At 65.9% G+C, this 22,114-nt stretch carries 21 protein-coding genes and 1 pseudogene; 15 read left to right on the top strand and 7 right to left on the bottom strand.

What is annotated here, in order from left to right; translation table 11 throughout:
- Nucleotides 1-208 precede the first annotated feature (208 nt).
- The 15 genes from FVP33_RS11700 to FVP33_RS11770 all read left to right on the top strand — a co-directional run bounded on the left by FVP33_RS11700 (nucleotide 209) and on the right by FVP33_RS11770 (nucleotide 15,007).
- On the top strand, nucleotides 209-1,195 hold the full coding sequence (locus tag FVP33_RS11700) for an ImmA/IrrE family metallo-endopeptidase (protein WP_147783844.1): 987 nt from the start codon (nucleotides 209-211) through the stop codon (nucleotides 1,193-1,195).
- A gap of 86 nt (nucleotides 1,196-1,281) precedes the next feature.
- Complete coding sequence (locus tag FVP33_RS11705; protein WP_246142311.1) at nucleotides 1,282-1,983, top strand: DUF2637 domain-containing protein; 702 nt, start codon at nucleotides 1,282-1,284, stop codon at nucleotides 1,981-1,983.
- A 476-nt stretch (nucleotides 1,984-2,459) separates the two neighbouring features.
- On the top strand, nucleotides 2,460-3,272 hold the full coding sequence (locus FVP33_RS11710; protein ID WP_147783846.1) for a hypothetical protein: 813 nt from the start codon (nucleotides 2,460-2,462) through the stop codon (nucleotides 3,270-3,272).
- Complete coding sequence (locus tag FVP33_RS11715) at nucleotides 3,269-4,309, top strand: ParB N-terminal domain-containing protein (protein WP_147783847.1); 1,041 nt, start codon at nucleotides 3,269-3,271, stop codon at nucleotides 4,307-4,309. The genes FVP33_RS11710 and FVP33_RS11715 overlap by 4 nt, the downstream gene beginning before the upstream one ends.
- Before the next feature lie 137 nt (nucleotides 4,310-4,446).
- Complete coding sequence (locus FVP33_RS11720) at nucleotides 4,447-5,040, top strand: hypothetical protein (RefSeq protein WP_222706707.1); 594 nt, start codon at nucleotides 4,447-4,449, stop codon at nucleotides 5,038-5,040.
- Nucleotides 5,041-5,051: 11 nt separating this feature from the next.
- Nucleotides 5,052-6,272 (top strand): hypothetical protein, encoded by a 1,221-nt coding sequence (locus tag FVP33_RS20160; RefSeq protein ID WP_147783849.1) that lies wholly within the window; start codon nucleotides 5,052-5,054, stop codon nucleotides 6,270-6,272.
- Nucleotides 6,273-6,332: 60 nt separating this feature from the next.
- Nucleotides 6,333-6,608 (top strand): DUF6112 family protein, encoded by a 276-nt coding sequence (locus tag FVP33_RS11730; RefSeq protein WP_147783850.1) that lies wholly within the window; start codon nucleotides 6,333-6,335, stop codon nucleotides 6,606-6,608.
- Between the two features lie 95 nt (nucleotides 6,609-6,703).
- Nucleotides 6,704-7,030, top strand: a complete 327-nt coding sequence (locus FVP33_RS11735; RefSeq protein WP_147783851.1) for a DUF6112 family protein — start codon at nucleotides 6,704-6,706, stop codon at nucleotides 7,028-7,030.
- 24 nt (nucleotides 7,031-7,054) lie between these two features.
- Nucleotides 7,055-8,443, top strand: a complete 1,389-nt coding sequence (locus FVP33_RS11740; RefSeq protein WP_147783852.1) for a TrbL/VirB6 family protein — start codon at nucleotides 7,055-7,057, stop codon at nucleotides 8,441-8,443.
- A gap of 8 nt (nucleotides 8,444-8,451) precedes the next feature.
- Nucleotides 8,452-9,900 carry an SCO6880 family protein gene (locus FVP33_RS11745; RefSeq protein WP_246142312.1) on the top strand — a complete coding sequence of 483 codons (1,449 nt, stop codon included), beginning with the start codon at nucleotides 8,452-8,454 and terminating at the stop codon, nucleotides 9,898-9,900.
- Nucleotides 9,901-9,958: 58 nt separating this feature from the next.
- On the top strand, nucleotides 9,959-11,434 hold the full coding sequence (locus FVP33_RS11750) for an ATP-binding protein (protein WP_147783854.1): 1,476 nt from the start codon (nucleotides 9,959-9,961) through the stop codon (nucleotides 11,432-11,434).
- A gap of 3 nt (nucleotides 11,435-11,437) precedes the next feature.
- Nucleotides 11,438-11,935 (top strand): hypothetical protein, encoded by a 498-nt coding sequence (locus FVP33_RS11755; RefSeq protein ID WP_147783855.1) that lies wholly within the window; start codon nucleotides 11,438-11,440, stop codon nucleotides 11,933-11,935.
- A 56-nt stretch (nucleotides 11,936-11,991) separates the two neighbouring features.
- Complete coding sequence (locus FVP33_RS11760; protein ID WP_147783856.1) at nucleotides 11,992-13,692, top strand: type IV secretory system conjugative DNA transfer family protein; 1,701 nt, start codon at nucleotides 11,992-11,994, stop codon at nucleotides 13,690-13,692.
- 75 nt (nucleotides 13,693-13,767) lie between these two features.
- Nucleotides 13,768-14,328: a single-stranded DNA-binding protein gene (locus tag FVP33_RS20165; protein WP_147783857.1), complete on the top strand. Its 561-nt coding sequence runs from the start codon at nucleotides 13,768-13,770 to the stop codon at nucleotides 14,326-14,328.
- Between the two features lie 91 nt (nucleotides 14,329-14,419).
- Nucleotides 14,420-15,007, top strand: a complete 588-nt coding sequence (locus tag FVP33_RS11770) for a hypothetical protein (RefSeq protein WP_147783858.1) — start codon at nucleotides 14,420-14,422, stop codon at nucleotides 15,005-15,007.
- A gap of 177 nt (nucleotides 15,008-15,184) precedes the next feature.
- On the opposite strand, the gene FVP33_RS11775 is transcribed toward FVP33_RS11770, so the two are convergent.
- From FVP33_RS11775 to lepB, 7 genes and pseudogenes are all read right to left on the bottom strand, one after another.
- Complete coding sequence (locus FVP33_RS11775) at nucleotides 15,185-16,828, bottom strand: recombinase family protein (protein WP_147783859.1); 1,644 nt, start codon at nucleotides 16,826-16,828, stop codon at nucleotides 15,185-15,187.
- 42 nt (nucleotides 16,829-16,870) lie between these two features.
- Nucleotides 16,871-17,794, bottom strand: a pseudogene (locus FVP33_RS11780) (YifB family Mg chelatase-like AAA ATPase); the annotation flags it as partial.
- Nucleotides 17,794-18,150 carry a YraN family protein gene (locus tag FVP33_RS11785; RefSeq protein WP_147783861.1) on the bottom strand — a complete coding sequence of 119 codons (357 nt, stop codon included), beginning with the start codon at nucleotides 18,148-18,150 and terminating at the stop codon, nucleotides 17,794-17,796. The gene FVP33_RS11785 and the pseudogene FVP33_RS11780, both read right to left, overlap by 1 nt.
- A gap of 111 nt (nucleotides 18,151-18,261) precedes the next feature.
- Entirely contained in the window at nucleotides 18,262-20,289 is a 2,028-nt protein-coding gene (locus FVP33_RS11790) for a prolyl oligopeptidase family serine peptidase (protein WP_147783862.1), read from the bottom strand.
- Between the two features lie 27 nt (nucleotides 20,290-20,316).
- Entirely contained in the window at nucleotides 20,317-20,640 is a 324-nt protein-coding gene (locus tag FVP33_RS11795) for a DUF2469 family protein (protein WP_147783863.1), read from the bottom strand.
- Nucleotides 20,641-20,703: 63 nt separating this feature from the next.
- Complete coding sequence (locus tag FVP33_RS11800; protein ID WP_147783864.1) at nucleotides 20,704-21,363, bottom strand: ribonuclease HII; 660 nt, start codon at nucleotides 21,361-21,363, stop codon at nucleotides 20,704-20,706.
- Nucleotides 21,364-22,110 carry a signal peptidase I gene (gene lepB, locus FVP33_RS11805; RefSeq protein WP_147783865.1) on the bottom strand — a complete coding sequence of 249 codons (747 nt, stop codon included), beginning with the start codon at nucleotides 22,108-22,110 and terminating at the stop codon, nucleotides 21,364-21,366.
- Nucleotides 22,111-22,114: the final 4 nt, after the last annotated feature.

The raw sequence follows: 22,114 nt of genomic DNA on the forward strand, positions 1-22,114 counted from the left end.
TGTGCTCGCACATTTCTGGGAACGGCGGATTCACCTTGTGATCGGGAACTGGTCGCCAAAAGGGTCGGGCCGGGGAGAACGTTGCGCGATGTCAGGAAGCAGGGCAGGTGGCGTCTACACCACTAGGGCAGGCAGCCTGGTCGCGATGCAGGCAAATCTTGCTGATGCGGTTGATGGCCTTGTTACAGGGTCGGATTGGATACACACGATGACCTTCGCTGCACGTTTTCGGTCGAGATCCTTTGGAAACACGCTCCTGATCCAGGCTCAGCATCTAAAGGCGTTCGAGAACGGTCGGGTGCCCGAGCCATTCCCAACGTACGTCGCGGGATTCCACCGGTGGAAGCAACTCGATCATGCGGTGACGAAAGGCCAAGCCGGATACATGATCCCGGCTCCGGTGACGGCGCGGTTCGCGTCCGCAACCCCGTCAGAGGCCGGTTCGTGGCAGACGCTGGCACGCTCTGAGAAGCCACGCGCTGGTGAAGTTGTGCGGTCAAGGCTGATTGGTGTCAAGCCAGCGTATGTGTGGGACGTCTCCCAGACTAAGGGTGAGCCGATTCCTGAACGCCCCCGTCCGCAGCTATTGACAGGGCAGGCGCCAGCCGGGCTCTGGTATCGGCTGGCAGTGCTTGTTGAGGCGGCGGGCTTCGCGGTGTCCACTGTGTCGGATGCTGGGATGGTCGGCGGCGCGAACGGCGTCACCAATTTTTGCACCCGCATTGTCGCGGTTCGAGCCGATATGGACGATGCCGAGATGGTGAAGACTCTGGCACACGAGTTGGGCCACGTGCTGATGCACACTCCCGACGATACCGGCCGGCCCTCGCACCGGGGTATCGGGGACGTTGAGCCCGAGTCCGTCGCTCTGATGGTCGCCGCGTCGTTCGGGATGGACACGGACGGGTACTCGGTCCCGTACGTGGCGTCGTGGTCTTCGTCGGTCGCGGGAATGGAGCCGTCGGCCGTGGTCCGCGCGACCGGAGAAAGGGTACGGAGGACGGCGCTGGTGATTCTCGACCAGCTTCCCGAACCATTGTTGGGCGATGGGACACCACCGGGCCTCGAACGAACGATTGCGACCAGAGTCGAGACCGTCATGCGAGTGGATCCTCGTCCAGCCGTGGGTGCAGAGGTCCGTGACTTCCGAAGTCCGCGTGCTGGGGCGGCGGTCGAAATCTCTGTGGGGATGTAACCATGCCCGCAGAGAATTCGACTCCCGTCCCCGTAGCGACGGCCAACCCGGATTCGCGGTCGAGTCGGAAGGTTGTCGGGGTTGGGGTGGTCGGCAACGTGTTCATCGCAGCTGGTGCATTCCGGCTGAGTTTTGCAGCTCTCGCGGACCTTGCGCATCGTGCCGGCCTTGACGCAAGCGAGGCATGGGTTTGGCCGTTGATCGTCGACGGCGTGATCGTCGTCGCGACGGTCGCCGTGGTCGCGTTACATCAGCACGGACTTGTAGCAACCCGGTATCCATGGCTGCTATTGCTTGCTGCGACAGGAGTGTCGGTGACAGCAAACGCGACCCATGCGCTGGTCACGGCAGACTCCTCCGTCCCTCCGATCGTCGCCGCGTGCGTTGCCGCGGTACCTCCGTTGGTGTTGTTGGCAACGACGCATCTGACGGTCGAGTTGATTCGCTGGTCCCGCAACCCGGTTAAGGACGACCCGCCGGTCCGGGTCGAGGCCAGTCCCCCCGATGTGTCGGGTGAACCGCGTAAGGCAACCGCCATGCGTCGCGGCCACGCGACGTTATCGAAGATGTCCGGTCCCGCGCCCGGACCTGCGGAAGCAGCACGGTTGCAGGGCGAGGGTTGGTCGAACCGGCGCATCGCAAAACATCTGGGAGTGCATCCGTCCACGGTCGGACGGTGGGTAAACAGCCCTTCCGCTCCGCTCGGAAGCACGACCGTCAATGAGCTTGTCCCCGCCCTTGGGGAAAAGGTTGCCCGAGAAGGCGGGAGTCCGATCGGGCAGGACTAACACGAATCAAAGGAGGACTTGTCATGGCCGCTTATGACGTTCGATACGACCCGGCGAAGTATCTGGGTCAACAAACCGGATCGGACTCTACCGCGCACACGAAGCCGCGGTGGGAGTTGGCGCACCATCGCGACCCCTCGCTTGCCGAGGCTGGCATCTTGAACGGTGGGCGGCGGGGTATCGAGTGGGTGCGTCCAACGGAGCTCGCCCACCGAGTCAGCACATCGGTGGTCGCGCAAGGCCTTGATCTGCATGGGCGCGCCCATGCATGGACCCGTGCGCAGTTCTGCGACTCGAACCCGACGGTCTCAGATCGCGTCGGCAGGCTGGCGCCGGTGTCCGCGTTCGGTCGTGGTGCTCACTCTGCGGCGTCACCTGACGCGGTGGGTCGCTAGCTTCAACCGTTCTTACGTACCCTGCTTGACCCGTGGTGCGGGGTGCGCTCCTCCCTCGTTATCGAAGGAGGTCGAACTGTTATGGGATCCACATCCAACGCAGAACATCCGTCCGTGCCGAGCTTCGCTAGTGCGGAGGGACTTCGTGCTGTCCTGAACCGGCTGCACGAAGCAGGACCGGGCGCATGGCGGAACGATCCGGAAGCCAGAGAACTGCTGCTCTTCGCCGTGCAAAAGTATCGACGGCTGGCGTTGAAATGGCATCGGGACGAAGCCGACGCGGCCCATGCTGCGTTCTTGGCAATGATCGCCTCTAACACCCGCCGCGCGGATGATCCGTGGGCGATCGTCACGACCGCCGTCAGTCGAACGTTGAAGGCGGAAACCCGCGCCGACCGCCACATGATCTCCACCGAACGGGCCCGGCACCCGCAGAAACTTGCCAAGGAGCCGCCAGTGCGCGCGGGAGAACACGAAGAGTTCGTCTTCGACATCCTCCGCGCCGCGCCCGTATCCGAAGAAGCTGGCGAACATCCGGACGAATCGGGAATCGCAGAAGCGGTGCGGTTCCTCAGCGCCCTGGGGTGGCCTGCGGATGTGGCGCAAGCCGGGGTCGAATATGTCACTGACCGGCTCGCCAGCGCCGGGAACCGGGATACCGCGTTCGAGTCGCTGCGGAGGGATGCCTCGATCCCGGCGCAACTGGACATTCCGCGGTCCTCGTGGACGAAGCTGGTGCGGCTCCTCCTTGGCGGGAAGACCCGTCCCGGGGTTCCGTCCCAACGCGGCATCCTTCTGCGCGTCGTCTCGGGTGAAACGGCAGAGGTTCTCCTCACCGACGATGCGCTCGTGTTGGACGTTGTGGAAGCCACCGGAAGCGGGTGGTTGGAATGAGCGACGGACATATAGAACTTGCCCGCGCCGTCGATTCCATCCGGGTCGGGCTGCGGTTCCGTCGTGATTTCGGCGACCTAGATGAACTATGCGAATCCATTGGGCGGCTCGGACTGCTGCAGCCGATCACGATCAGTCCGGACGGGACACTGATCTGCGGCGCACGCCGCTACGCCGCTGTTCGCAAGCTCGGGTGGAAGACGATCAACGTGTGGGTGCGGTCCGGGATCTCCACCGACCTGGAACGTGCCCTGGCCGAACAGCACGAGAACACCATGCGGAAGCCCTTCACGCCCACAGAAGCCGCCCGGCTTTACACGGAACTCAAGCATCTCTACCAAGAGGATGCGGCACGACGGAAACAGATCACCCAGTTCGCTTCTGGAGGGAAAGATGGCGAGTTTGCTGGTTCCGGAAATTTTCCGGGACCGCACGGCGAATCACGCGTCCAGGCGGCCCGAGCGATTGGTGCGGGTTCGTATCGCACTCTTGAACATGTTGCCGGAGTGCAAAGACTCGCGGACGACCCTGCCACACCGTTGGAACTCCGAGGGGTGGCGGTTCGTGAGCTGGCGGCGATGGACACCGAAGGGAAGGTCCACGGCCATTTCCTCACGGTGGAAGCAGCGGTAGCCACGACAGAACTTGGCCATCTGGCCGCCGATGCGACAGAGTCCCGCGACGTGCGTCAGGAGGCGGGCAGGGCGCTACGTCATTTGCACGCGGTCGAGAAACCCGCCGAGCTGGCATCGGCGGCGAGGGAAGCACTCGCCCGGGCCAAAGCGGCACGGTCGAAGAAGCCGCCATCCTCGCCGACGACCCCTGAGGGGCGTCAGGTACCGGTGGATGTTCGCCCGTACGGGGTACGGGCGTTCGTGATGACCATCTCCGAGACGGACTATTGGTGGTTGCACTACGACCCGGCAGAGATCGGTGCCGCGCTCACGCCAGCGCAATGGGAACAGTTCAACGACTGGGTCGACCAAGCACAAGCGTTCCGTGATACGGCCGCCTCCACGGCGAAAGACAGCGCCTAACCGTGGAGTCCTCCCGGTTCGGTTGAGACGACACACCTGTGGTCAACGTCGTCCGCCAACTGCCGGGAGTTCCAGTGAAACCGATCCGTCGCCGCCTACTCGTCGCTCTCATCGCCACGGGTCTGATCGTTGCCGCTGTGGCGACGGTCGGCCTGTACGGATTCTCCCGCGGACCCGCCATCTCGAAATCGAGTCAATCGCCGGCAACCGGGGCCGCATCCGCCGACCCATCGACGTCCGCGCCGACTCTGCCGCCGCTGCCGCACACCGACGATCCCCTCGCGTACTCTGACGCGGTCGCGCGCGCCTTGTTCGTGTGGGACACCCTGTCGGGGTTCACCCCGGACGACTATCAGTCGATCGTCAGCGAAGACGCCGACCCCGCAGGCATCGAGACCTCAGGGCTGGTCAACGATCTGGCGGTGTATCTGCCGACCACCACGCAGTGGCAACAGCTTCGCCTGTACAAGACCGCCGAGAGGCTGACGATCACCCGCTCCTACATTCCCGCCGCCTGGGCGAACGAGGTGGCCTCCGCGGAACCCTCTACGATCCGGCCGGGAACCACCGCAGTAACCATCGAGGCTGTCCGTCACCGCAGCGGGAGCTGGTACGGGTCACCCGCAACCACGGCGGACGCCGTGTCGTTCACCGTGTTTGTCGCCTGCCAGCCGACGTTCCCGCGCTGCCACATCTTGCGGCTTTCCGGGCTGAACACCCCGCTGAAGTAGGGGTACTTGCGATGATGAAGGTGGTCCTCGGGATCATCACGGCGACGGCCGTTCTCTTCGGACCGGCGTTGACGATGATCGGGGTCGGGGTTCTGGTGAACCCGGCACTTGTCAACACGGAGCTCTGTGCCACATCGACTATCACGCTCAGCGGCAGCATCCCCGCGAGCCTGACTGCGACCACGACTGGCGGGGCTGCTATGACGCTCGATCAGACTCAGCTCGACCGGGCCGCGACGATCATCACCGTCGGCAGCCACACCTCGGGCGTGGGGACCACCGGCCTGTTGATCGCCTTGATGGCCGCTCTCACCGAGTCGAACCTGCGGATGCTTGCCAACACCACCGCCTACCCCGAATCCGCCGACTATCCACATGACGGTGACGGATCCGATCACGATTCGTTGGGTTTGTTCCAGATGCGTCCCGCCGCGGGGTGGGGGTCAGTCGCGCAACTGATGGACGCTACCTATCAGGCGGCCGCGTTCTACGGCGGCCCCACCGGTCCCAACCACGGTTCCCCACGCGGGCTGCTCGACGTCCCGAACTGGAAGTCCCTCTCGTTGGGTGCGGCGGCTCAGGCGGTCGAAGTTTCGGCGTTCCCCGACCGGTACGCATCCTACGAACCGGTCGCCAGAACCATCCTCGCGGCCCTCACCGGGACAACCGCGACAGCCGCGACGGACGCGACGGACGCGGCATCGGGCGGCGGGTGTTCGGTGTCGGGCGACGCCCAGCAACTGGCGCAGACCCTGGTGGACGCTCACGCGAACGGCACCTTCAAAACCCTCGCACCGGAGATGTTCACCCAGGAGATCGAGCCGACCGCCAACGGCACGGTGACCACCAAATGTCGGATCGACACCCGGGTGCTTCAGATGATCGTGCTGACGTTGAACAAGTTCGGCTCCGTCGGAATCAGCGACCTGGGAAGACCCTGCGTCGGCAGCACCCTCGACTGTCCCTCGTCCCCGCACTGCAGCACACCGGATCTCGCGGTGGACTTCACCAGCGTCGGCGGGCAGGCCCTGAACGGATCGAACTCGGCGGACGTTGCGCTGCTGCACTATCTGGACACGATTCTGCCGGACGGGTCCTGGGCCGGACAGTCGGAGTGCCGCACCTCTGCCGGCGACGCCGTGCAGCTCGACCACATCGGCCAGTTCCCCGACACCTGCAACCACCAGCACATCGACATCCGCAGCGCCGGCACCGCCCCCCTTTCCCCCTGAGAGGTCTGGCACTCGCACCTCACGAACATGCCTCATGCCACCCGTGAAGGAAACCCATCAATGGCGACAGCCGGCGTGTATCCAAACATTGGAGCCGTGGGCGGTCAGTCGACCCTCATTACGATCATCGGCGCGCTGCTGACAATCACCCTGATCGTGGCATGCCTGATGCTCATCATCTCGGCGGTCGCCTGGGCGATCGCAGCAGCACACGGCAACTACAACACTGTCGCCAAAGCCCGCACCGGTGTTCTGGTCGCCGTCGGCGCAGCAGCCCTGGCCGGGGCCGGGGTGGCGTGGATGAACTTCCTCCTCCACATCGGCAGCACCCTCTAACCCGCTCCTTCGGCCCCGCGGGCGCGCTCGCGCACCTCGCAGTGAACCCCGCCACCCCTTTCCGCGCGGGCACGCACATCTGGGAGCCAGCGACCATGCCTGTCATCGACCTCATCCACACCACGGCCACGATCATCGGTGTCCTCCCTGCGGACATCAGCGTTCCCCCGAACGACACCGGCCTTCCCGGAATCGAGGCGCTGCGCACAATCGTCGGCGCGATCATGACCGTCGGCCTCATCCTCTCCGTCCTCGCGCTCCTTGTCGCGGCGATCGTGTGGGGGTTCGGCGCACACTCCTCCAACCCGCACCTTGCCGGCCGCGGCAAGACCGGCGTCCTCGTCGCCTGCGGCGCCGCGGCGCTGTGCGGCGGGGCGGTAACCTTCATCAACTTCTTCTGGAACGTCGGCCAGGGCGTCTAGCCCCCATCGGAATAGGAGCATGTTGTGAGTGGAGTCTGTGACATCCCCGTCATCGCGACCGTCTGCCAGACCGCCGGGCAGGCCGCCGGCACCCTGGTCGAGGCACCCTTCGACTGGCTCGCCCAAGCCGCCGGGAACGCAGCCCAATGGATGTTCCAAGGCGTGTGGTCAGTGTTCGACACCACCACGCTGGTGGACGTCACCAGCGACAACTACCTGAAGGTCTACAACGTCCTCTTCGGCATCGCGATCTTCATCATGCTGATCTTCTTCTGCCTGCAACTGATCACCGGCCTCATCCGCCGAGACCCCAGCGCCCTGACCCGCGCTGCCCTCGGGCTGGCGAAATCGGTGCTCGGCTCTTTCCTGGTCATCACCCTCACCGCGACGCTGCTGCAGGTCGTCGACCAGCTCTGCGTCGGCATCGTCCAGGCAACCGGGACAACACTGGATGAGATGGGGGCGAAGATCGGAGCTCTCGCCATCGGACTGACCACAATCAACATCGCCAGCCCCGGGGTCGGGGCGATCATCACCATCTTCCTGTCGTTCCTCGCCATCGCCGCCGCCGCGATCGTCTGGTTCTCCCTCCTCGTCCGCAAGGCACTCCTCCTCGTCGGCATTGTCCTCGCCCCGATCGCCCTATCCGGGTCCGTGTGGGATGCCACGAAAGGGTGGGTAGGAAAATGGGCGGCGTTCGTCGTCGCGCTGATCGTCTCCAAACTGGTCATCGTGGTCGTGTTCCTCGTCGCCATCAACCAGCTGAACGCGCCGATCAACTTCGACCTCGCCTCGATTTCTGACCCCATCGCTGGCATCGTCCTGATGTTCGTTGCCGCGTTCGCCCCCTACATGGCCTACAAGTTCGTGTCCTTCATGGGCTTCGACATCTACCATGCGATGTCCACAGAGCAGGAAGCCAAACAAGCCCTCAACCGGCCCGTCCCCGTGCCCGGCAAGCAGGCAGGGGGCGCCGCGAAATCGGTGCTCGACAGCGGAGGCGGAAACACCAGCAGCGCAGGAGCCGGGAACGCTCCCCCGCCCACGGCTGCGTCTGGCGGCACGGCGACCGGGGCGGGAGCAGGAGAAGCTGGCGCGGCCACCGGCGCTGGAGCGAGCGGCGCTGGGGCGGGCGCCGCTGGTGCGAGCGGTTCGGGGGCTGCCGCAGCGGGAGCTGGGGCTGCCGCGGCCGGTCCCGCGGCCGCCGTCGTGATCGGCGCGCAGGTGGTCAAGGCCGCCGCGACCGCAGGCCCGAAAGCCGGCGCCGCACTCGGCGGCGCCGCCGACCAGCACCTCACTGCCAGTCAACAGCCCAGCTCTCCACCGGCCACAACCGGAACAGCGTCCAGCTCTAGCGCTGCCCGGCCGACGGCACCGCCACCGTCGGCAAAGCCGACCGGGGGCGCGAACTGATGGCCGACATGAGCCCTGAGTTCGAGTTGCGTCCGGTGAAGTTCTCCCGTCTCGCCCACCGCGGGACTCTCCTCGGCTTGTCCCTCCCCCAGCTCATCACCGCGGCGATCGCGGCGGTGACCATCATCGGCGCCCTGTACTTCGCCGGTAGCGTGGGTCTGCTCTGGGTGTCTCCGATCTGGGTGATCGCGGTCGCCGCGACCTGGTTGCCGGTGGCCGGGCGGAAGGCGATCGAATGGGTTCCCATCGCCGGTCACTGGCGCATCCGAACCGCAGCGAAGCAGACCTCGTACCGGAGACGGATCGTGAAACCTCGCCCTGCCGGGACCCTCGCACTGCCCGGGGATGCGGCGTCCCTGCGCCAGTTCGAGGACCCGGAGACCGGGGCGGTGATGGTCCATGACCCGCACACGCAAACCCTCACCGCACTGCTTGAGGTCGGGCATCCGTCGTTCATTCTGTTGGACCCGACCGAGCAGGAACGCCGCGTGAGCGCCTGGGGACGAGTGCTGTCCACCACATGCCGTTCCGGACGCATCGCCCGCCTCCAGATCCTCGAGCGCACCCTCCCCGACTCCGGGACCGGCCTTGCCCAATGGTGGGCGGAACACGGTCACGACGACGGATCCTGGGTGGCGACCACGTACCGGGAACTCATCGAACGGGCTGGACCCGCAGGAGAACGACATGTCTCGACCATCAGCCTGTCCCTGGACATGCGGGCCGCCGCCCGCGCGATCCGCTCAGCCGGTGGTGGGGTGAAAGGTGCCGCGCAGGTGCTCCGACAAGACATGACCACGCTCAGCACCGCCCTTCGCACAGCGGATTTGAAACCCACCGACTGGTACACACCCGATCAGCTCGCGTCGGTCCTGCGCTGCGCATACGACCCCGCCATCGCCAGCACCCTGGACCGTACCGAGAATGTCGGCCGGGCCCTCGCCGATGCCGGACCCGTCGCGGTCGAGGAGTCGTGGGATCAGTTGCGGTCAGACTCAGCGTTCCATACGGTGCTGTGGATCAGCGAATGGCCTCGCAGCCTCGTCTACCCCGGGTTCCTTGCCCCCGTTCTGTTGTCGAGCGGGATCAGGAGGTCGTTCTCGTTGATCTGCGACCCGATCCGTGCCGACATCGCCGCCCGCGACATCCGAAAGAAGCGCACCGGATACGTCTCCGACGCGCACCAACGAGCGAAGATCGGCCAGATCGAAGACCTCGGCCAAAGCGCCGAATACGACGACGTCCTCCAGCAGGAAGCAGACCTGACCGCCGGCCACGGACTCCTCCGATACACCGGTCTCATCGCTATCTCGGCTGCGTCCGAGAACGAGCTCGAGGCAGCGGTGTCAGCGATTGAACAGGCCGCGATTCAGGCCTCCTGCGAGACCCGGCGGCTCGTCGGACAACAGGCGCAAGCCTTCACCGCGGCAGCCCTGCCGCTCGGGCGGGGCATCTGACGCACCTTCCGTATAGGGCGCGCGGTTCCGCGCGCCCTGGACGAGGAAGGAACGATTCGTGGCAAAACAGCCCACCGTCTTGCACGCCAGCTCCTTGGTAACCCCAGCCAAGGAGACACGACGAGACAGGAATGCGCGCACCCGCGCGACAGAGAAGATCCGCACCGACGCCCACACCCTCCACAAGGCTGAGGCGCGGGAACGATACGACGCTGAACGGGCCGAAGCACAAGCAACCACCTACCTCCCGGCTGGAGGCGAGAGCGGCCCCGCAGCATTGAGGTCTTACCGCCGGCTCCGGGTGCCGACCCACCAGGACACCTCAGCCGCGCTGGCCGGGGCATACCCGTTCCTGGCCGAAGGCGGCATGGGCTCCGCCGGGGTGTTCGTCGGCCAAGACCTCTACTCGTCCGGATCGTTCGTCTACGACCCGTGGGAGCTATACCGGCAAGGGGTCATCACCGCCCCGAACATTGTGTTGGCAGGGATTGTCGGGGCCGGGAAGTCGTCCCTCGCCAAAAGCCTCTACACCCGATCAATCCCGTTCGGACGCCGTGTCTATGTTCCCGGCGACCCGAAGGGCGAACACACCGCCATCGCCGAAGCCGTTGGCGGCAAAGCCATCGTCCTCGGCCACGGAATGATGAACCGCCTCAACCCGCTCGACGAAGGCCACCGTCCCTCCAACGTCTCCGATCAGGAATGGGCCAGCCAAGTCGCCTCCCGCCGCCGGGACCTGATCGGCGCCCTCGCCGAAACGATCCTCGGACGGGCACTGACACCGCTGGAGCACACCGCAATCGACATCGCCCTCCTGGCCACCGTCGCCTCCACCACAGTCCCCGCGCTGCCCATTGTCGTCGACCGGATCCTTAGCCCCGACAAGGACCAGGATGGCCGGCTCGCCGAAGACGGGCGCCTGCTCGGACACGGACTGCGTCGACTCGTCTCCGGAGATCTCGCCGGACTGTTCGACGGCCCCTCCACCGTCACCTTCGACCCCTCGTTGCCGATGATCTCCCTCGACCTCTCCCGGGTCGCCGAGAACTCAGCCCTGATCTCAGTCCTGATGACCTGTTCCTCGGCGTGGATGGAATCCGCGCTGTTGGACCCGGCCGGTGGGCAGCGGTGGGTGATCTACGACGAGGCCTGGCGGCTGATGCAATTCCCGGCCCTGCTGCGCCGGATGGACGCCCAGTGGCGGTTGGCCCGGCATCTGGGGATCGCGAACATGCTGATCTTCCACAAACTCACCGACCTCGACAACGTCGGCGATTCGGGTACTGCCATGCGAGGACTTGCGAACAGTCTGCTGGCGAACGCGGAGACACGGATCATCTACCGGCAAGAAGCCGACCAACTCGGCAGTACCGCGAAAACCTTGAACCTCACCCGCACGGAACGAAACCTCCTCCCCGGGCTCGGGGTCGGGCAAGGGCTGTGGCGGATCAAAGAGAGATCCTTCGTCGTGCAACACCAACTGCACCCCGACGAACTCGCCGCCTTCGATACCACCGCACGAATGGTGGGCTGACCGATGCTCGAGGCCCCGCACCCTGACCAGCTCCCGCAGGTGATCATCAGCATCGGGGACGACAACACCATCACGGCCACCATGGACGGCGAGATGTTCCTCTCCGGCCCCATCGACCGCGACCTGATCGGACACGTCATCGGCTCCATCGCCGAACAACACGGCGGACCCATCCACGTCGACATCCGCGAAGTCGACGGCACCAGCCACACCGACATCGTCTCCCCACCACGCCCAGCCTCACCCGCTCGCCCCCAGCCCGGGCGGCCGCTCAGCCTGCCCGACGTCGCGCCGGCACCAGAACTGCTCGAGGTGGTCGGCGAAGGATTCATCCCCGGCGAGGATGTCGGCGTTGCAGTGATCCTCCGTCAGAATTCCGCCCGGGTGGACGGTCGAGCGCGCGGTGTCGTCGACCGCACCGAAGCTCCAGGGGGGATCACGGACATGATCTTGTTCGGGATGATCTCCGGCACCGTCGTCCGAGGCGACCACGACTCGTGAGCGGACAGCAGGTCAGACCAACAAACGACCATCTGTTGAACCTGGGGATCGGGGTAATGGCCGCCGGCTTCGCGTTCGCCCTCGTTCTCCGCGGGGCGGGCACTGTCACCGCCTGGCTGACCGGGCTTCCGGCGCCGACGGGCGGGATCGGTTCCGGCCTCGGAGTGTTCACCCACCCGTTGAGCCCCGGGACTCCGCTCGGCGCGCAGGGCCTGAACTGGGTCCTGTACTGGGGTGTCGTTGCGGTGACCCTGGCCGTCATCCTGGTGCCGACGATCTGGGCGGTGACGAAGATCCGCGCCCACCGGCGGCAAGTCGACCCGCGAAAACTCGACGGCACCGCCAGCAGCGCCGAGGTTGCGCAGGTCGCATCGCCGAAGCTGCTGGTGAAACGAGCGCGAACGCTCCGCCCGTCCCTCGAGCACCCCACGGCGGCAGAAGTCGGATACCTTCTCGGGACAGCCCGGGGCAGGCAGGTATGGGCAACGGTCGAGGACTCCATCCTCCTCATCGGGCCACCACGCAGCGGCAAGGGACTCCACATCGTCATCAATGCCATCCTCGACGCCGCCGGCGCCGTCATCACCACCAGCACCAGACCCGACAACCTCGCCGCCACCCTCCACGCCCGGGCACGGTCGGGACCGGTCGCGGTGTTCGACCCGCAACAGCTCGCCCCAGGACTCCCGGTGGGGTTGCGGTGGTCACCGGTGCGCGGCTGCGAAGACCCGCTCACTGCGATGATCCGCGCGACCGGCCTCGCCGCATCTACAGGACTCGGTGGCGGCGGGGTCGACAACGGATCGTTTTGGGAAGGCAAAACGAGGGCAGCGATTCAATCCCTCCTGCACGCCGCAGCTCTCGACGGGAGAGACGCCCGCACCCTTTACCAGTGGGCGCTGAACCCCACAGCAGCATCCGATGCCGTCCGCATCCTGCAAACCCACCCCAGTGCGGCGGACGGGTGGGCGGACTCCCTCGACTCGATGATTCAATCCGACCCGAGGACCCGCGACTCCATCTGGCAGGGCGTCGGCCTGGCTTTCCAAGCTCTCGCCGACCCCCGTGTCCTCGATGCCGTCACCCCACGCCCCGGCGAGGAATTCGACCCCACCGACTTCCTCCAACACCACGGCACCCTCTACCTCCTCGCCACCGGCGCCGGGGCCGGCGCATCCGCGGCACTCGTCGCCGCGTTCATCGAGGACCTCGTCGAAGTCGCCCGGAAACTCGCCGCCCGCTCCCCCGGCGCACGACTCGACCCGCCGGTCCTGATGGCGCTTGACGAAATTGGCAACCTTGCACCGCTGCCATCGTTGCCGACTCTGATGGCAGAGGGCGGCGGCACCGGGATCACGACCATGCCGGTCCTTCAATCCCTCGCCCAGGCGCGGGAGAAATGGGGCGACAACAACGCCAACGCCCTCTGGGACGCCAGCATCGTCAAAATCATCCTCGGCGGCGCCTCCAACAGCCGTGACCTCCAAGACCTCTCGACCCTCATCGGTGAACGTGACGAGCAAACCGACTCCGTGTCCACCGACCAATACGGTGGCTACTCGTCCCAACGCTCACTGCGCCGAGTCCCCGTGATGCCACCGGACATCCTTCGCACCCTCCCGTTCGGCACCAGCGTTGTCATGCTCCGCACCTCCAGGCCCATCGTCGTCGATCTGCGCCCCTGGACCGCCCGACCCGACGCGCACCAGTTGCAGACGGACAGATCCGAGGTTGAGGGACAACTTCGAGCCGGCTGACCGCGGTGCGGCGGTCGCTCCTTCTCAGTGACGTCATCGATCCGATGCCGCCCACTCACATGAAGGAGAAGTCCCATGGCTATCCGCACACAACAGTCCCTTTCCGGGTTCATCGTCGGCGATCCGGAACTGACCACCACCAGCAACGGTGACTCCCGATTCCACGCCCGAATCGGGCAGGAGCACTTTCAACGCAACGAGGACGGCTCATTCACCCAGCTGGAGTCGACCTTCCACGACCTCGTCCAATACAGGAAAGCCGCCGAACGCACCTTCGAACGATTCCAGAAGGGCGACAACTTCGTCGCCGAAGGCTACGTCCGCGAATACGACTACGACGTCGACGGACAGTCCCGGCGCGGCGAAGAATTCGTCGCCAAGAAGATCGGCCACGACACCGCCCGCCACACCTACACCGTCAACCGCAAGACCCCGACCGTGGAGGGATCAGCGGGGCACGGAGCCGATGCCGTGAGCGCGTCGCCGCAGGCCGCCGGCACGGGCTCAGCGGATCCGGCACCGTCCCCACATCGCAGCAACCAGGCGAAGCCTCGACGAAGCCAACTCGCCAACATCGGGACAGGCTCAACCAGCAGCAGCCCGACCCCCGCAGCCTCGGTCGACGTTCCCTTCTAACCGCAATTCCGACGGCTGGTGGCGGTCGCATCGTCCCTCGACCCGATGACGACCGCCACCAGCGCCGCACACCATCGCGAAGGAGCACCCCATGGACGAAGACTCGGTTCCGCTCTTTGAATCCCCCGACTCGGACGAACCAGAATCCCTCGACAATGAAGTCGGCGACCCGACAGACTCGCTCCTCCTGCCCGAGCCGCCCCATCCCATCAACTGGAGAGTTCTGAGCTCAGAAGACGCGGAAGCCGAATGGTTGGAACTGAACGGATGGGTCAACTGGCTCCGCCGAACCTACGGACTACCGGCAGCAATCATCCCGCCGTACTGGCACCGACACCCCGAGCTCCTCTGGGAACTGAGCGCCCTGCACCTGCATTGGCTCGGCGCATACGACCCCGAACAGAACGGATCCGCGCCGATCGGCTGGCATGCCGACTTCGCCGCAGCCCGCGAACGCCTCCGCGATTGGGTCGCGGCGTCCGGCTCCAAACTCGACCGCGACCGCCCGACCCGGCAAACCATCTGGCCCGGCGAAGAAACGCCGCCAGACACCGGTGAGAGCAACATTTCCGACCGAGATGAGGACTTCGTCCAGTTCGTCGCTGCGGACGCGGAACGCCGTCGAAAGGCCGAGGAAGAGTTCTATCGCGGCATTGCCGACGACTCGGGGAGTCGATAATGTCGGCCGGGCCCGAATCTGCGGAGCCGTTGCCTTCGTTCATTGGCACACGCGCTCGTGGCGCATTCAACTCCGGATGGACAGCAGGCTTCACACGCCAGACGGTCAGTCCCGTTGCGGAAGACGTTCTCGATGAAATTGTGCTCGTGATCGAAGCAACCAACCAATCCACGATGCTCACCCAACCGGAGTGATCGTCAGCCGATCTTGCGACGGCGCATTACCGGGGAGCGCATCGATGCGGTGAATGAGTCGACGCAGATACCCCCGCTTCTCCCCGATGGTCAGGCCGGGCCATGCCGCTACCAAGCCAGAGCCATCTCTGATTGGAAATTCCTCCAACGCGAGAACGTCCAGTCGTCTTTGGAGGTCCTCGATTCGGAGCTGCGTGTCCTCGATCAGCTGGAGTAAGACCGTGACCATCGACCCGCGATAGTCGGCCGATCCCTGCTTACGGATGAGGGCTTGTCGTTCCTGCTTTGTCTGTTCCAACTCGGCGAGTATGGTCGCCGCCTCAGATCCCGTGCGTCCTACGCGCCGCCGTGCGCGGGCATTTGCCAGCGACTCATCGGTTACCTGTGCGAAGAACCAACCCAGGACGAATGCTTCGGCCTTCTCCGCGTCCACCGTGCACGAGCCGGGGCAGTTTCCTGGCCCTCGGTTCCGATTCGCCATGCATCGGTAGGCGTATGCCTGAATTCTCTCGCCATGATTGTTTCTCCTAGACTTGTTGTGTCCATAAAGTCGATTCCCGCACTGACAAAACGCGAGACCCGTGAGCAGCCATTCATGTGATCCCCAAGGCTTGCGCACGTTCGAGGTTCTCGCTTGCTCGAGCAAGTGCCGAACTCGCATCCAGGTCACCAGATCACATACCGGCTCCTGTGACACGACGGGGTTGCCGGTCGCGTCAAGAGCGATGTGGTTCAGCAGGTCGATCTTGATGCCGCGCTGATGCTCCGGAACCTGCCGCATTCGATATCCGACCATTCGTGGCGAAACCAACGAGCGATAGATCGAGGCTTCGTACACGAAGCCCCCTGAGGCTGTCGTTATCTCGTAGCGGTCTTTCCAATATTTCCCGATTGCAGACAGGCTCTTCCCCGCCAGCACCATCGTCACAGCATCCCGCAATGCGGGAAACTCAATCGGGTGCGGCACCAGCCGTACGCCTGAACGTCCCAAGTGATCAGTTACGCGGGGGCCCGGCTTCCATCCGAACGGCGAGGTCCCGCCGTGATGGAAACCAGCCTCGGCCAAATGTCGTTTTGCAGCGAGCTGTCTCTCGCTCATCGAATCAGTTTCGACCTCAGCCAGAAGCGCCTTGATCCCCATAACGAGCTTCGCGCCCGCGGTTGCCGTATTCAATTCCTCTGCTGAATCCTGATGCGACACCAGATAGACACCCGACCGCTGACACTCTCCGATCCACTCGATGCACCGAGAAGCGACACGGTTAGTGCGATCAAGTTTCCAGAACGCTACGGCTTTGACTAATCCTGACCGAATGTCATTGTTCAGTTGACGCCACGCCTTGCGACTCCGAACTGCCGATGAACTCGCAGAGTCGTTATCGATGTACTCCCCCATGACGGTCCACCCACCATCTGCGAGAAGCTTACGGTGAAGATCGATTCGCTGCCGCTCGATCGCGTCGGCCCCGTCGCGATGATACTTTGACAGCCTCAAATACAGGTAAACGGGCTTCGTTCCTCTTGCCGGCTCCTGAGGACCTGTTCTTGCGAACGCCGGATATATCACTGTCCGGCCCGTGCGACCGGGGCGAGCATTAGCCCCAATCGCTCCTTGCTCGACAACCATCTGCGCCTCCTTTGATCAGGAGGTGTGCTTTCCATCACCCAACTCGTCGAGAAAGAGCACGCCGTGCGACGCACGAGCCGCGGCGCCCGGCCTGATGACCCCGGACCCACCACCAACGAGGGAGGCCGCGGTCGCCGTGTGGTGGGGAGCCTCCAGCGGCGGACGAGTCACGAGCGTCGCCCCGACCGGCAGTCCGGAGAGCGAGCGGATGCAGCTGACCTCGAGGGCCGCCGCCGCATCGAGGTCGGGAAGCAGCCCGGGAAGGCGAGCGGCGAGCATCGTCTTGCCGGCCCCCGGCGGCCCGAGCAGGAACATGTGGTGACCGCCGGCGGCCGCGATGACCATCGCCTCAATGGCGTCCTCGTTGCCGACGATGTCCGAGACATCGAGCTGTTCGACCGGGTCGAGAGTGGCGGCAGAGGCCAGGATGGGCTCCACCACGACGGGCTCGAACTCACCGCCGTGCCAGATCGCGGCGTCTCGAAGAGAGGCGACTCCAACGACCCGCACGCCGGGGACGAGGCTCGCCTCCTCGGCGTTTCCGGTCGGGACCATGACGGTCGCCGCACCCCCGCGCGCCGCCGCGAGCACGGCCGGGAGGATGCCGGGGATGGGTCGAAGGCGACCGTCCAGCCCGAGCTCGCCGAGATGCACGACGTTGCCCACCGACTCCACTCCGACGATTCCCGCCGCCGCGAGAGTCGCCAGCGCAATGGCGAGGTCGAAACCCGATCCGTGCTTGGGCAGCGCCGCCGGGGAGAGGTTGACGGTGATCTTGCGGTTGGGCAGACCACACCCCGAGTTCGTCGCCGCCGCCCGCACCCTGTCCTTCGCCTCGTTGAGCGCGGCATCCGGAAGCCCGATGAGCACGAACGCGGGGAGGTTGCTCGAGATGTCGGCCTCGACGTCGACGAGGGCGCCGGTGAGCCCGAGCAGCGCCACCGAGCTGGTGCGACCCAGGGGCATCAGAACACCCGCCGGAGGTGCTCGACCTGCGGGCTCGCCCCCGCCGGCGCGAGGATCGCGATGGCATCGATGCGGATGCGGCTGTGGTTGCCCGGGTGGTCCTCGCACCAGGCCGCGGCGAGGCGGCGGAGCCTCGCAAGCTTCTGCGCGGTGATCGCCTCGAGCGGATGCCCGAACGCGACGCTCGAACGGGTCTTGACCTCGACGAACACGGTTTCGTCGCCGTCGATCGCCACGATATCGATCTCGCCCTGCGCACACCGCCAGTTGCGGTCGACTATGCGGTACCCGGACTCGGCAAGCGCCGTCGCCGCAATCTCCTCACCGAGCGCTCCGAGCACATCCTTCGCGGCCATGGCCACCTCCGACATCGAGGATGGCGCCGGCGGCGGGTCGGCGGTGCCCCGCGCGGAGAGCGGTCGAATAACGCTCGCGACGTGACACCAGGAGGGAGTGGACGAGTCGCCTCAGCCGGCCAGCCGACTCCACAGGAACTCGTAGATGAGCGCATTCAGCCGTGCGGTGTGCGCGTTGTCGACGGCGCCGCCGTGACCGCCGTCCGAATTCTCGAAGTAGAACACCTCGGGGATTCCCATCCCCTGCATGCGCGCGGCCATCTTGCGCGCCTGCACCGGGCCCACGCGGTCGTCGCTGGTCGCCGCGTAGAACAGCACCGGCGGGTAGTGGCCGTCCTCGCGCACAAGTTGGTACGGCGAGAAGGTGCGGATGTAGTCCCACTCGGCCGCGTCGTCCGGGTCGCCGTATTCGGCGATCCAGGACGCGCCGGCCGAGAGGTGGGTGTACCGCTTCATGTCGAGGAGCGGCACACCGCAGACCACCGCCCCGAAGAGCTCCGGGTAGCCGGTGAGCATGTTGCCCACGAGCAGGCCGCCGTTCGAACGCCCTTCGCAACCGAGGCGCGACGGCGTGGTGACGCCGCGGGAGACGAGGTCGCGGGCGATCGCGGCGAAGTCCTCGAAGGCGCGAGGCCGGTTCGCCTTGAGGGCCGCGGTGTGCCAGCCCGGCCCGAACTCGCCGCCGCCGCGGATGTTCGCGAGCACGAACACCCCGCCGCGCTCGAGCCACGCGCGGCCCACGATGCCGCCGTACTCCGGGAGCCGCGAGACCTGGAAGCCGCCGTAGCCGGACAGCAGGGTGGGATGCGAACCGTCGAGCGCGAGCCCCGCGGCCGCGACCTGGAAGTACGGCACCCTGGTGCCGTCATCCGACACCGCCCAGTGCTGCCGAACCTCGAGTCCCTCGGCGTCGAAGAAGGCGGGGGACGACCGGATCAGCTCGGGCGCGACGGAGCCGATCACCCCGCGGAGAACGCGCGACGGAGTGGTGAAACCGGTCGAGTGCAGCCAGAACTCGTCGGACTCGTCCGGGTCGGTGTCGATCACCCGAACGGTGCTGAGGGAGGGAACCCCGGCCAGGGGCGACCGCGACCAGCCGGCCCCCGGATCCAGCACCACGAGGCTGGAGGCGACATCGACGAGCAGCGTGAGGATCAGCCGGCTCTCGGTAAAGTCCCAGCTCTCGAGCGCGGTGTGCTCGTCCGGCACGAAGAGAACGTCGAACGCGCGGTCGCCCGTGAGGAAGGCCTCGAGGCGGATGGCGAGCAGCGCTCCGGTGGGATGGACCACCCCGCCGACGGCCCAGTCCGATCGGACATGCACGAGCAGCCACTCGCGGCGCAACGTGACGTCCGCGTCATCCGGAACGTCGATGTGCACGAGGACGCCGTCCACGAGCAGCAACGTGCGCGAGCGGTAGAAGTCGAGGTGTTCGATCACGAGGTCGCGCTCGAAGCCCGGCGTGTGCTGGTGGATGCCGCTGACCGACAGGTCGTCGGTCGTCACCTCGTGCACGAGTTCCGCCGCGGCGACGGGCTGGCCGCGGCGCAGCCGCCGCACCGTGCGGGGATAGCTCGAGTCGGTCATGCTCCCCGGCCCGAAGTCGGTGCCGAGGAAGATGGTGTCGCGGTCGATCCAGGAGTACGAACTCTTCGCCGTCGGGATGGTGAAGCCGTCGGCGACGAACGCCCGCGTCTCGAGGTCGAACTCGCGCACCGCCGCCGCGTCGCCGCCGTCGGGAGAGAGTGCAACGAGGGCGCGGCCGTAGTCGTTGGGCAGCAGGCGGGCACCCGAAAAGACCCATTCGCGCCCCTCGGCGCGGCCGAGCTCGTCCACGTCGAGCAACACGTCCCACTCGGTGTCCGCCGACCGGTAGCTCTCGAGCGTCGTGCGCCGCCAGAGGCCGCGCGGGTGTTCGCGGTCCCGCCAGAAGTTGTAGTAGTGGCCGCCACGGTGGCTGACGACCGGGATGCGGTCGTCCGAATCGATCACCTCGAGCAGCCTCGCGGTGAGGGCGTCGAACTGCGGCGAGGCGAACCTGGCGAGCGTCTGCGCGCTCTGCTCGGCGGCCCAGGCCAGCGGCGCCTCGCCGTGGATATCTTCGAGCCAGAGGTTCTCGTCGTGCTGGTCGGCGCTCATGCTCCGAGCCTAGGCGGAGCAGACGGGCTACTCGTCGAGCGCGAGTTCCTTGGGCAGTTCGAGTTCCTTCGCGGAGAGCTCCTCCACGTTCACGTCCTTGAAGGTGAGCACCCGCACCGATTTGACGAAACGGTCAGAGCGGTAGACGTCCCACACCCAGACGTCGTTCATGGTGAGCTCGAAATAGAAGTCGTGCTCCGTGTCCTGGCGAACGAGTTCGACCTCGTTCGCGAGGTAGAACCGTCGCTCGGTCTCGACGACGTAGCGGAACTGGGACACGACATCCCGGTACTCCCGGTACAACGCCAGCTCGACCTCTCGGTCGTAGTCTTCGAACTCGTCTTCTTCCATGCTCCGACAATCCTAGTTCGCTTTTGCGGACCCTTGTGCTGCCCGCCCCGGCCGCAGGATCGGTCAGTCGTCGGAGAGCTCGACGTCGCCGTGCAGCCAGGTGCGACGGTGAAAGTCCGTGGCTCCGAGCTCGGCGATCGCGGCGAAATGGTCGGCGCTGCCGTACCCCTTGTTCGAAGCCCAGCCGTAGCCGGGGGTGCGATCGTGCGCCGAGATCATGAGCCGGTCGCGGTGCACCTTCGCCACCACGGAGGCCGCGGCCACCGATGCGCAGTCGCGATCGGCCTTCGCCCTGGTCTTCACCGCGAGCTTCGTCGTGAGGGCCGGCGAGAGCCAGTCGTGGCTTCCATCGAGCAGGATCACCGACTGCCGCACGGCCGCCCCGTCGACGTGCAGTTTCGCGAGAGCGCGCTTGCCCGCGAGACCGAGAGCGGCGATGATGCCCACGCTGTCGATCTCGGTCGCCGTCGCGAGGCCCACGGCGGAATACAGCGCCCACTCGACGGCGAGCGGCGCGAGTTCCTCGCGCCGCTTCTCGGAGAGGAGCTTCGAGTCGCGCAGGCCAGTTGGCATGACGCCGATCCGCGCATCCACGACGCACAGCCCGACCGCCACGGGTCCGGCGATCGCCCCGCGCCCCACCTCGTCGCAGCCGATGACGAATCGGGCTCCCCCGTCGTGCAGGAGGGCCTCGATCTCGAGAGTCGGCTCGGCGACAGCCATCTAGTGGGCGGCGCCCACGCCGCCGAACACGTTCGGATAGTTGTCGAGCCAGGTCCAGTGGCTCGCCGGCCAGGTGATCACGAACGCCCGGCCTACCACGTCGTCCATCGGCACAAACCCCTTGCTCGGGGTGTCGGTGTTCAACCGCGAATCCGCGGAGTTGTATCGGTTGTCGCCCATCACCCAGAGCGAGTTCTTCGGCACGGTGACCGAAAAGTCGTTGCCGGCCACCTTGGTGACTCCGGCGGGAAGCTTGAGGTACTGCTTCTCGTCGAGCGGCACGCCGTTGACCGTCATCTGACCGAACGCGTTGCAGCATGCGACCTTGTCGCCGGGGAGTCCGATCACCCGCTTGATGAGGTGGTCGTTGCTGTCCGGGGCGCTCAGGCCCACGATGGAGAGCACCCAGTCGACACCGGCAACGAAGCCGTTCTGGTGCACGGGCGGGGCAGCCGGCAGCCATCCGCCCGGATCCTTGAAGACGACGACGTCGCCGCGCTGCACGGGCACGAGCTTCGGCACCAACTCGTTCACGATGATGCGGTCGTTGACCTCGAGGGTGTCCTGCATGGACTCCGAGGGGATGTAGAACGAGCGGATGAGGAACGCCTTGATGCCCACGGAGATGATGATGGCGGCAAGGAAGATCAGCACGATGTCCCGGATGAAGAGCCTGACGCCCTTCGACCGGCCGCGCCTCTGGTCCCGCACGTCGTCGGTCGACGTGGCTGGATCGATGTGTGTCATTAAA

This window comes from Lacisediminihabitans profunda, from assembly GCF_008040105.1.
Taxonomy (GTDB): domain Bacteria; phylum Actinomycetota; class Actinomycetes; order Actinomycetales; family Microbacteriaceae; genus Lacisediminihabitans; species Lacisediminihabitans profunda.

What these genes read in the sequence shown, in the direction of transcription:
- FVP33_RS11700 (WP_147783844.1), top strand. Translation starts at nt 209, where the DNA reads ATGACCTTCGCTGCACGTTTTCGGTCGAGATCCTTTGGAAACACGCTC.
- FVP33_RS11710 (WP_147783846.1), top strand. Translation starts at nt 2,460, where the DNA reads ATGGGATCCACATCCAACGCAGAACATCCGTCCGTGCCGAGCTTCGCT.
- FVP33_RS11715 (WP_147783847.1), top strand. Translation starts at nt 3,269, where the DNA reads ATGAGCGACGGACATATAGAACTTGCCCGCGCCGTCGATTCCATCCGG.
- FVP33_RS20160 (WP_147783849.1), top strand. Translation starts at nt 5,052, where the DNA reads ATGATGAAGGTGGTCCTCGGGATCATCACGGCGACGGCCGTTCTCTTC.
- FVP33_RS11730 (WP_147783850.1), top strand. Translation starts at nt 6,333, where the DNA reads ATGGCGACAGCCGGCGTGTATCCAAACATTGGAGCCGTGGGCGGTCAG.
- FVP33_RS11735 (WP_147783851.1), top strand. Translation starts at nt 6,704, where the DNA reads ATGCCTGTCATCGACCTCATCCACACCACGGCCACGATCATCGGTGTC.
- FVP33_RS11745 (WP_246142312.1), top strand. Translation starts at nt 8,452, where the DNA reads ATGAGCCCTGAGTTCGAGTTGCGTCCGGTGAAGTTCTCCCGTCTCGCC.
- FVP33_RS11755 (WP_147783855.1), top strand. Translation starts at nt 11,438, where the DNA reads ATGCTCGAGGCCCCGCACCCTGACCAGCTCCCGCAGGTGATCATCAGC.
- FVP33_RS11760 (WP_147783856.1), top strand. Translation starts at nt 11,992, where the DNA reads ATGGCCGCCGGCTTCGCGTTCGCCCTCGTTCTCCGCGGGGCGGGCACT.
- FVP33_RS20165 (WP_147783857.1), top strand. Translation starts at nt 13,768, where the DNA reads ATGGCTATCCGCACACAACAGTCCCTTTCCGGGTTCATCGTCGGCGAT.
- FVP33_RS11770 (WP_147783858.1), top strand. Translation starts at nt 14,420, where the DNA reads ATGGACGAAGACTCGGTTCCGCTCTTTGAATCCCCCGACTCGGACGAA.
- FVP33_RS11775 (WP_147783859.1), bottom strand. Translation starts at nt 16,828, where the DNA reads ATGGTTGTCGAGCAAGGAGCGATTGGGGCTAATGCTCGCCCCGGTCGC.
- FVP33_RS11785 (WP_147783861.1), bottom strand. Translation starts at nt 18,150, where the DNA reads ATGGCCGCGAAGGATGTGCTCGGAGCGCTCGGTGAGGAGATTGCGGCG.
- FVP33_RS11790 (WP_147783862.1), bottom strand. Translation starts at nt 20,289, where the DNA reads ATGAGCGCCGACCAGCACGACGAGAACCTCTGGCTCGAAGATATCCAC.
- FVP33_RS11795 (WP_147783863.1), bottom strand. Translation starts at nt 20,640, where the DNA reads ATGGAAGAAGACGAGTTCGAAGACTACGACCGAGAGGTCGAGCTGGCG.
- FVP33_RS11800 (WP_147783864.1), bottom strand. Translation starts at nt 21,363, where the DNA reads ATGGCTGTCGCCGAGCCGACTCTCGAGATCGAGGCCCTCCTGCACGAC.
- lepB (WP_147783865.1), bottom strand. Translation starts at nt 22,110, where the DNA reads ATGACACACATCGATCCAGCCACGTCGACCGACGACGTGCGGGACCAG.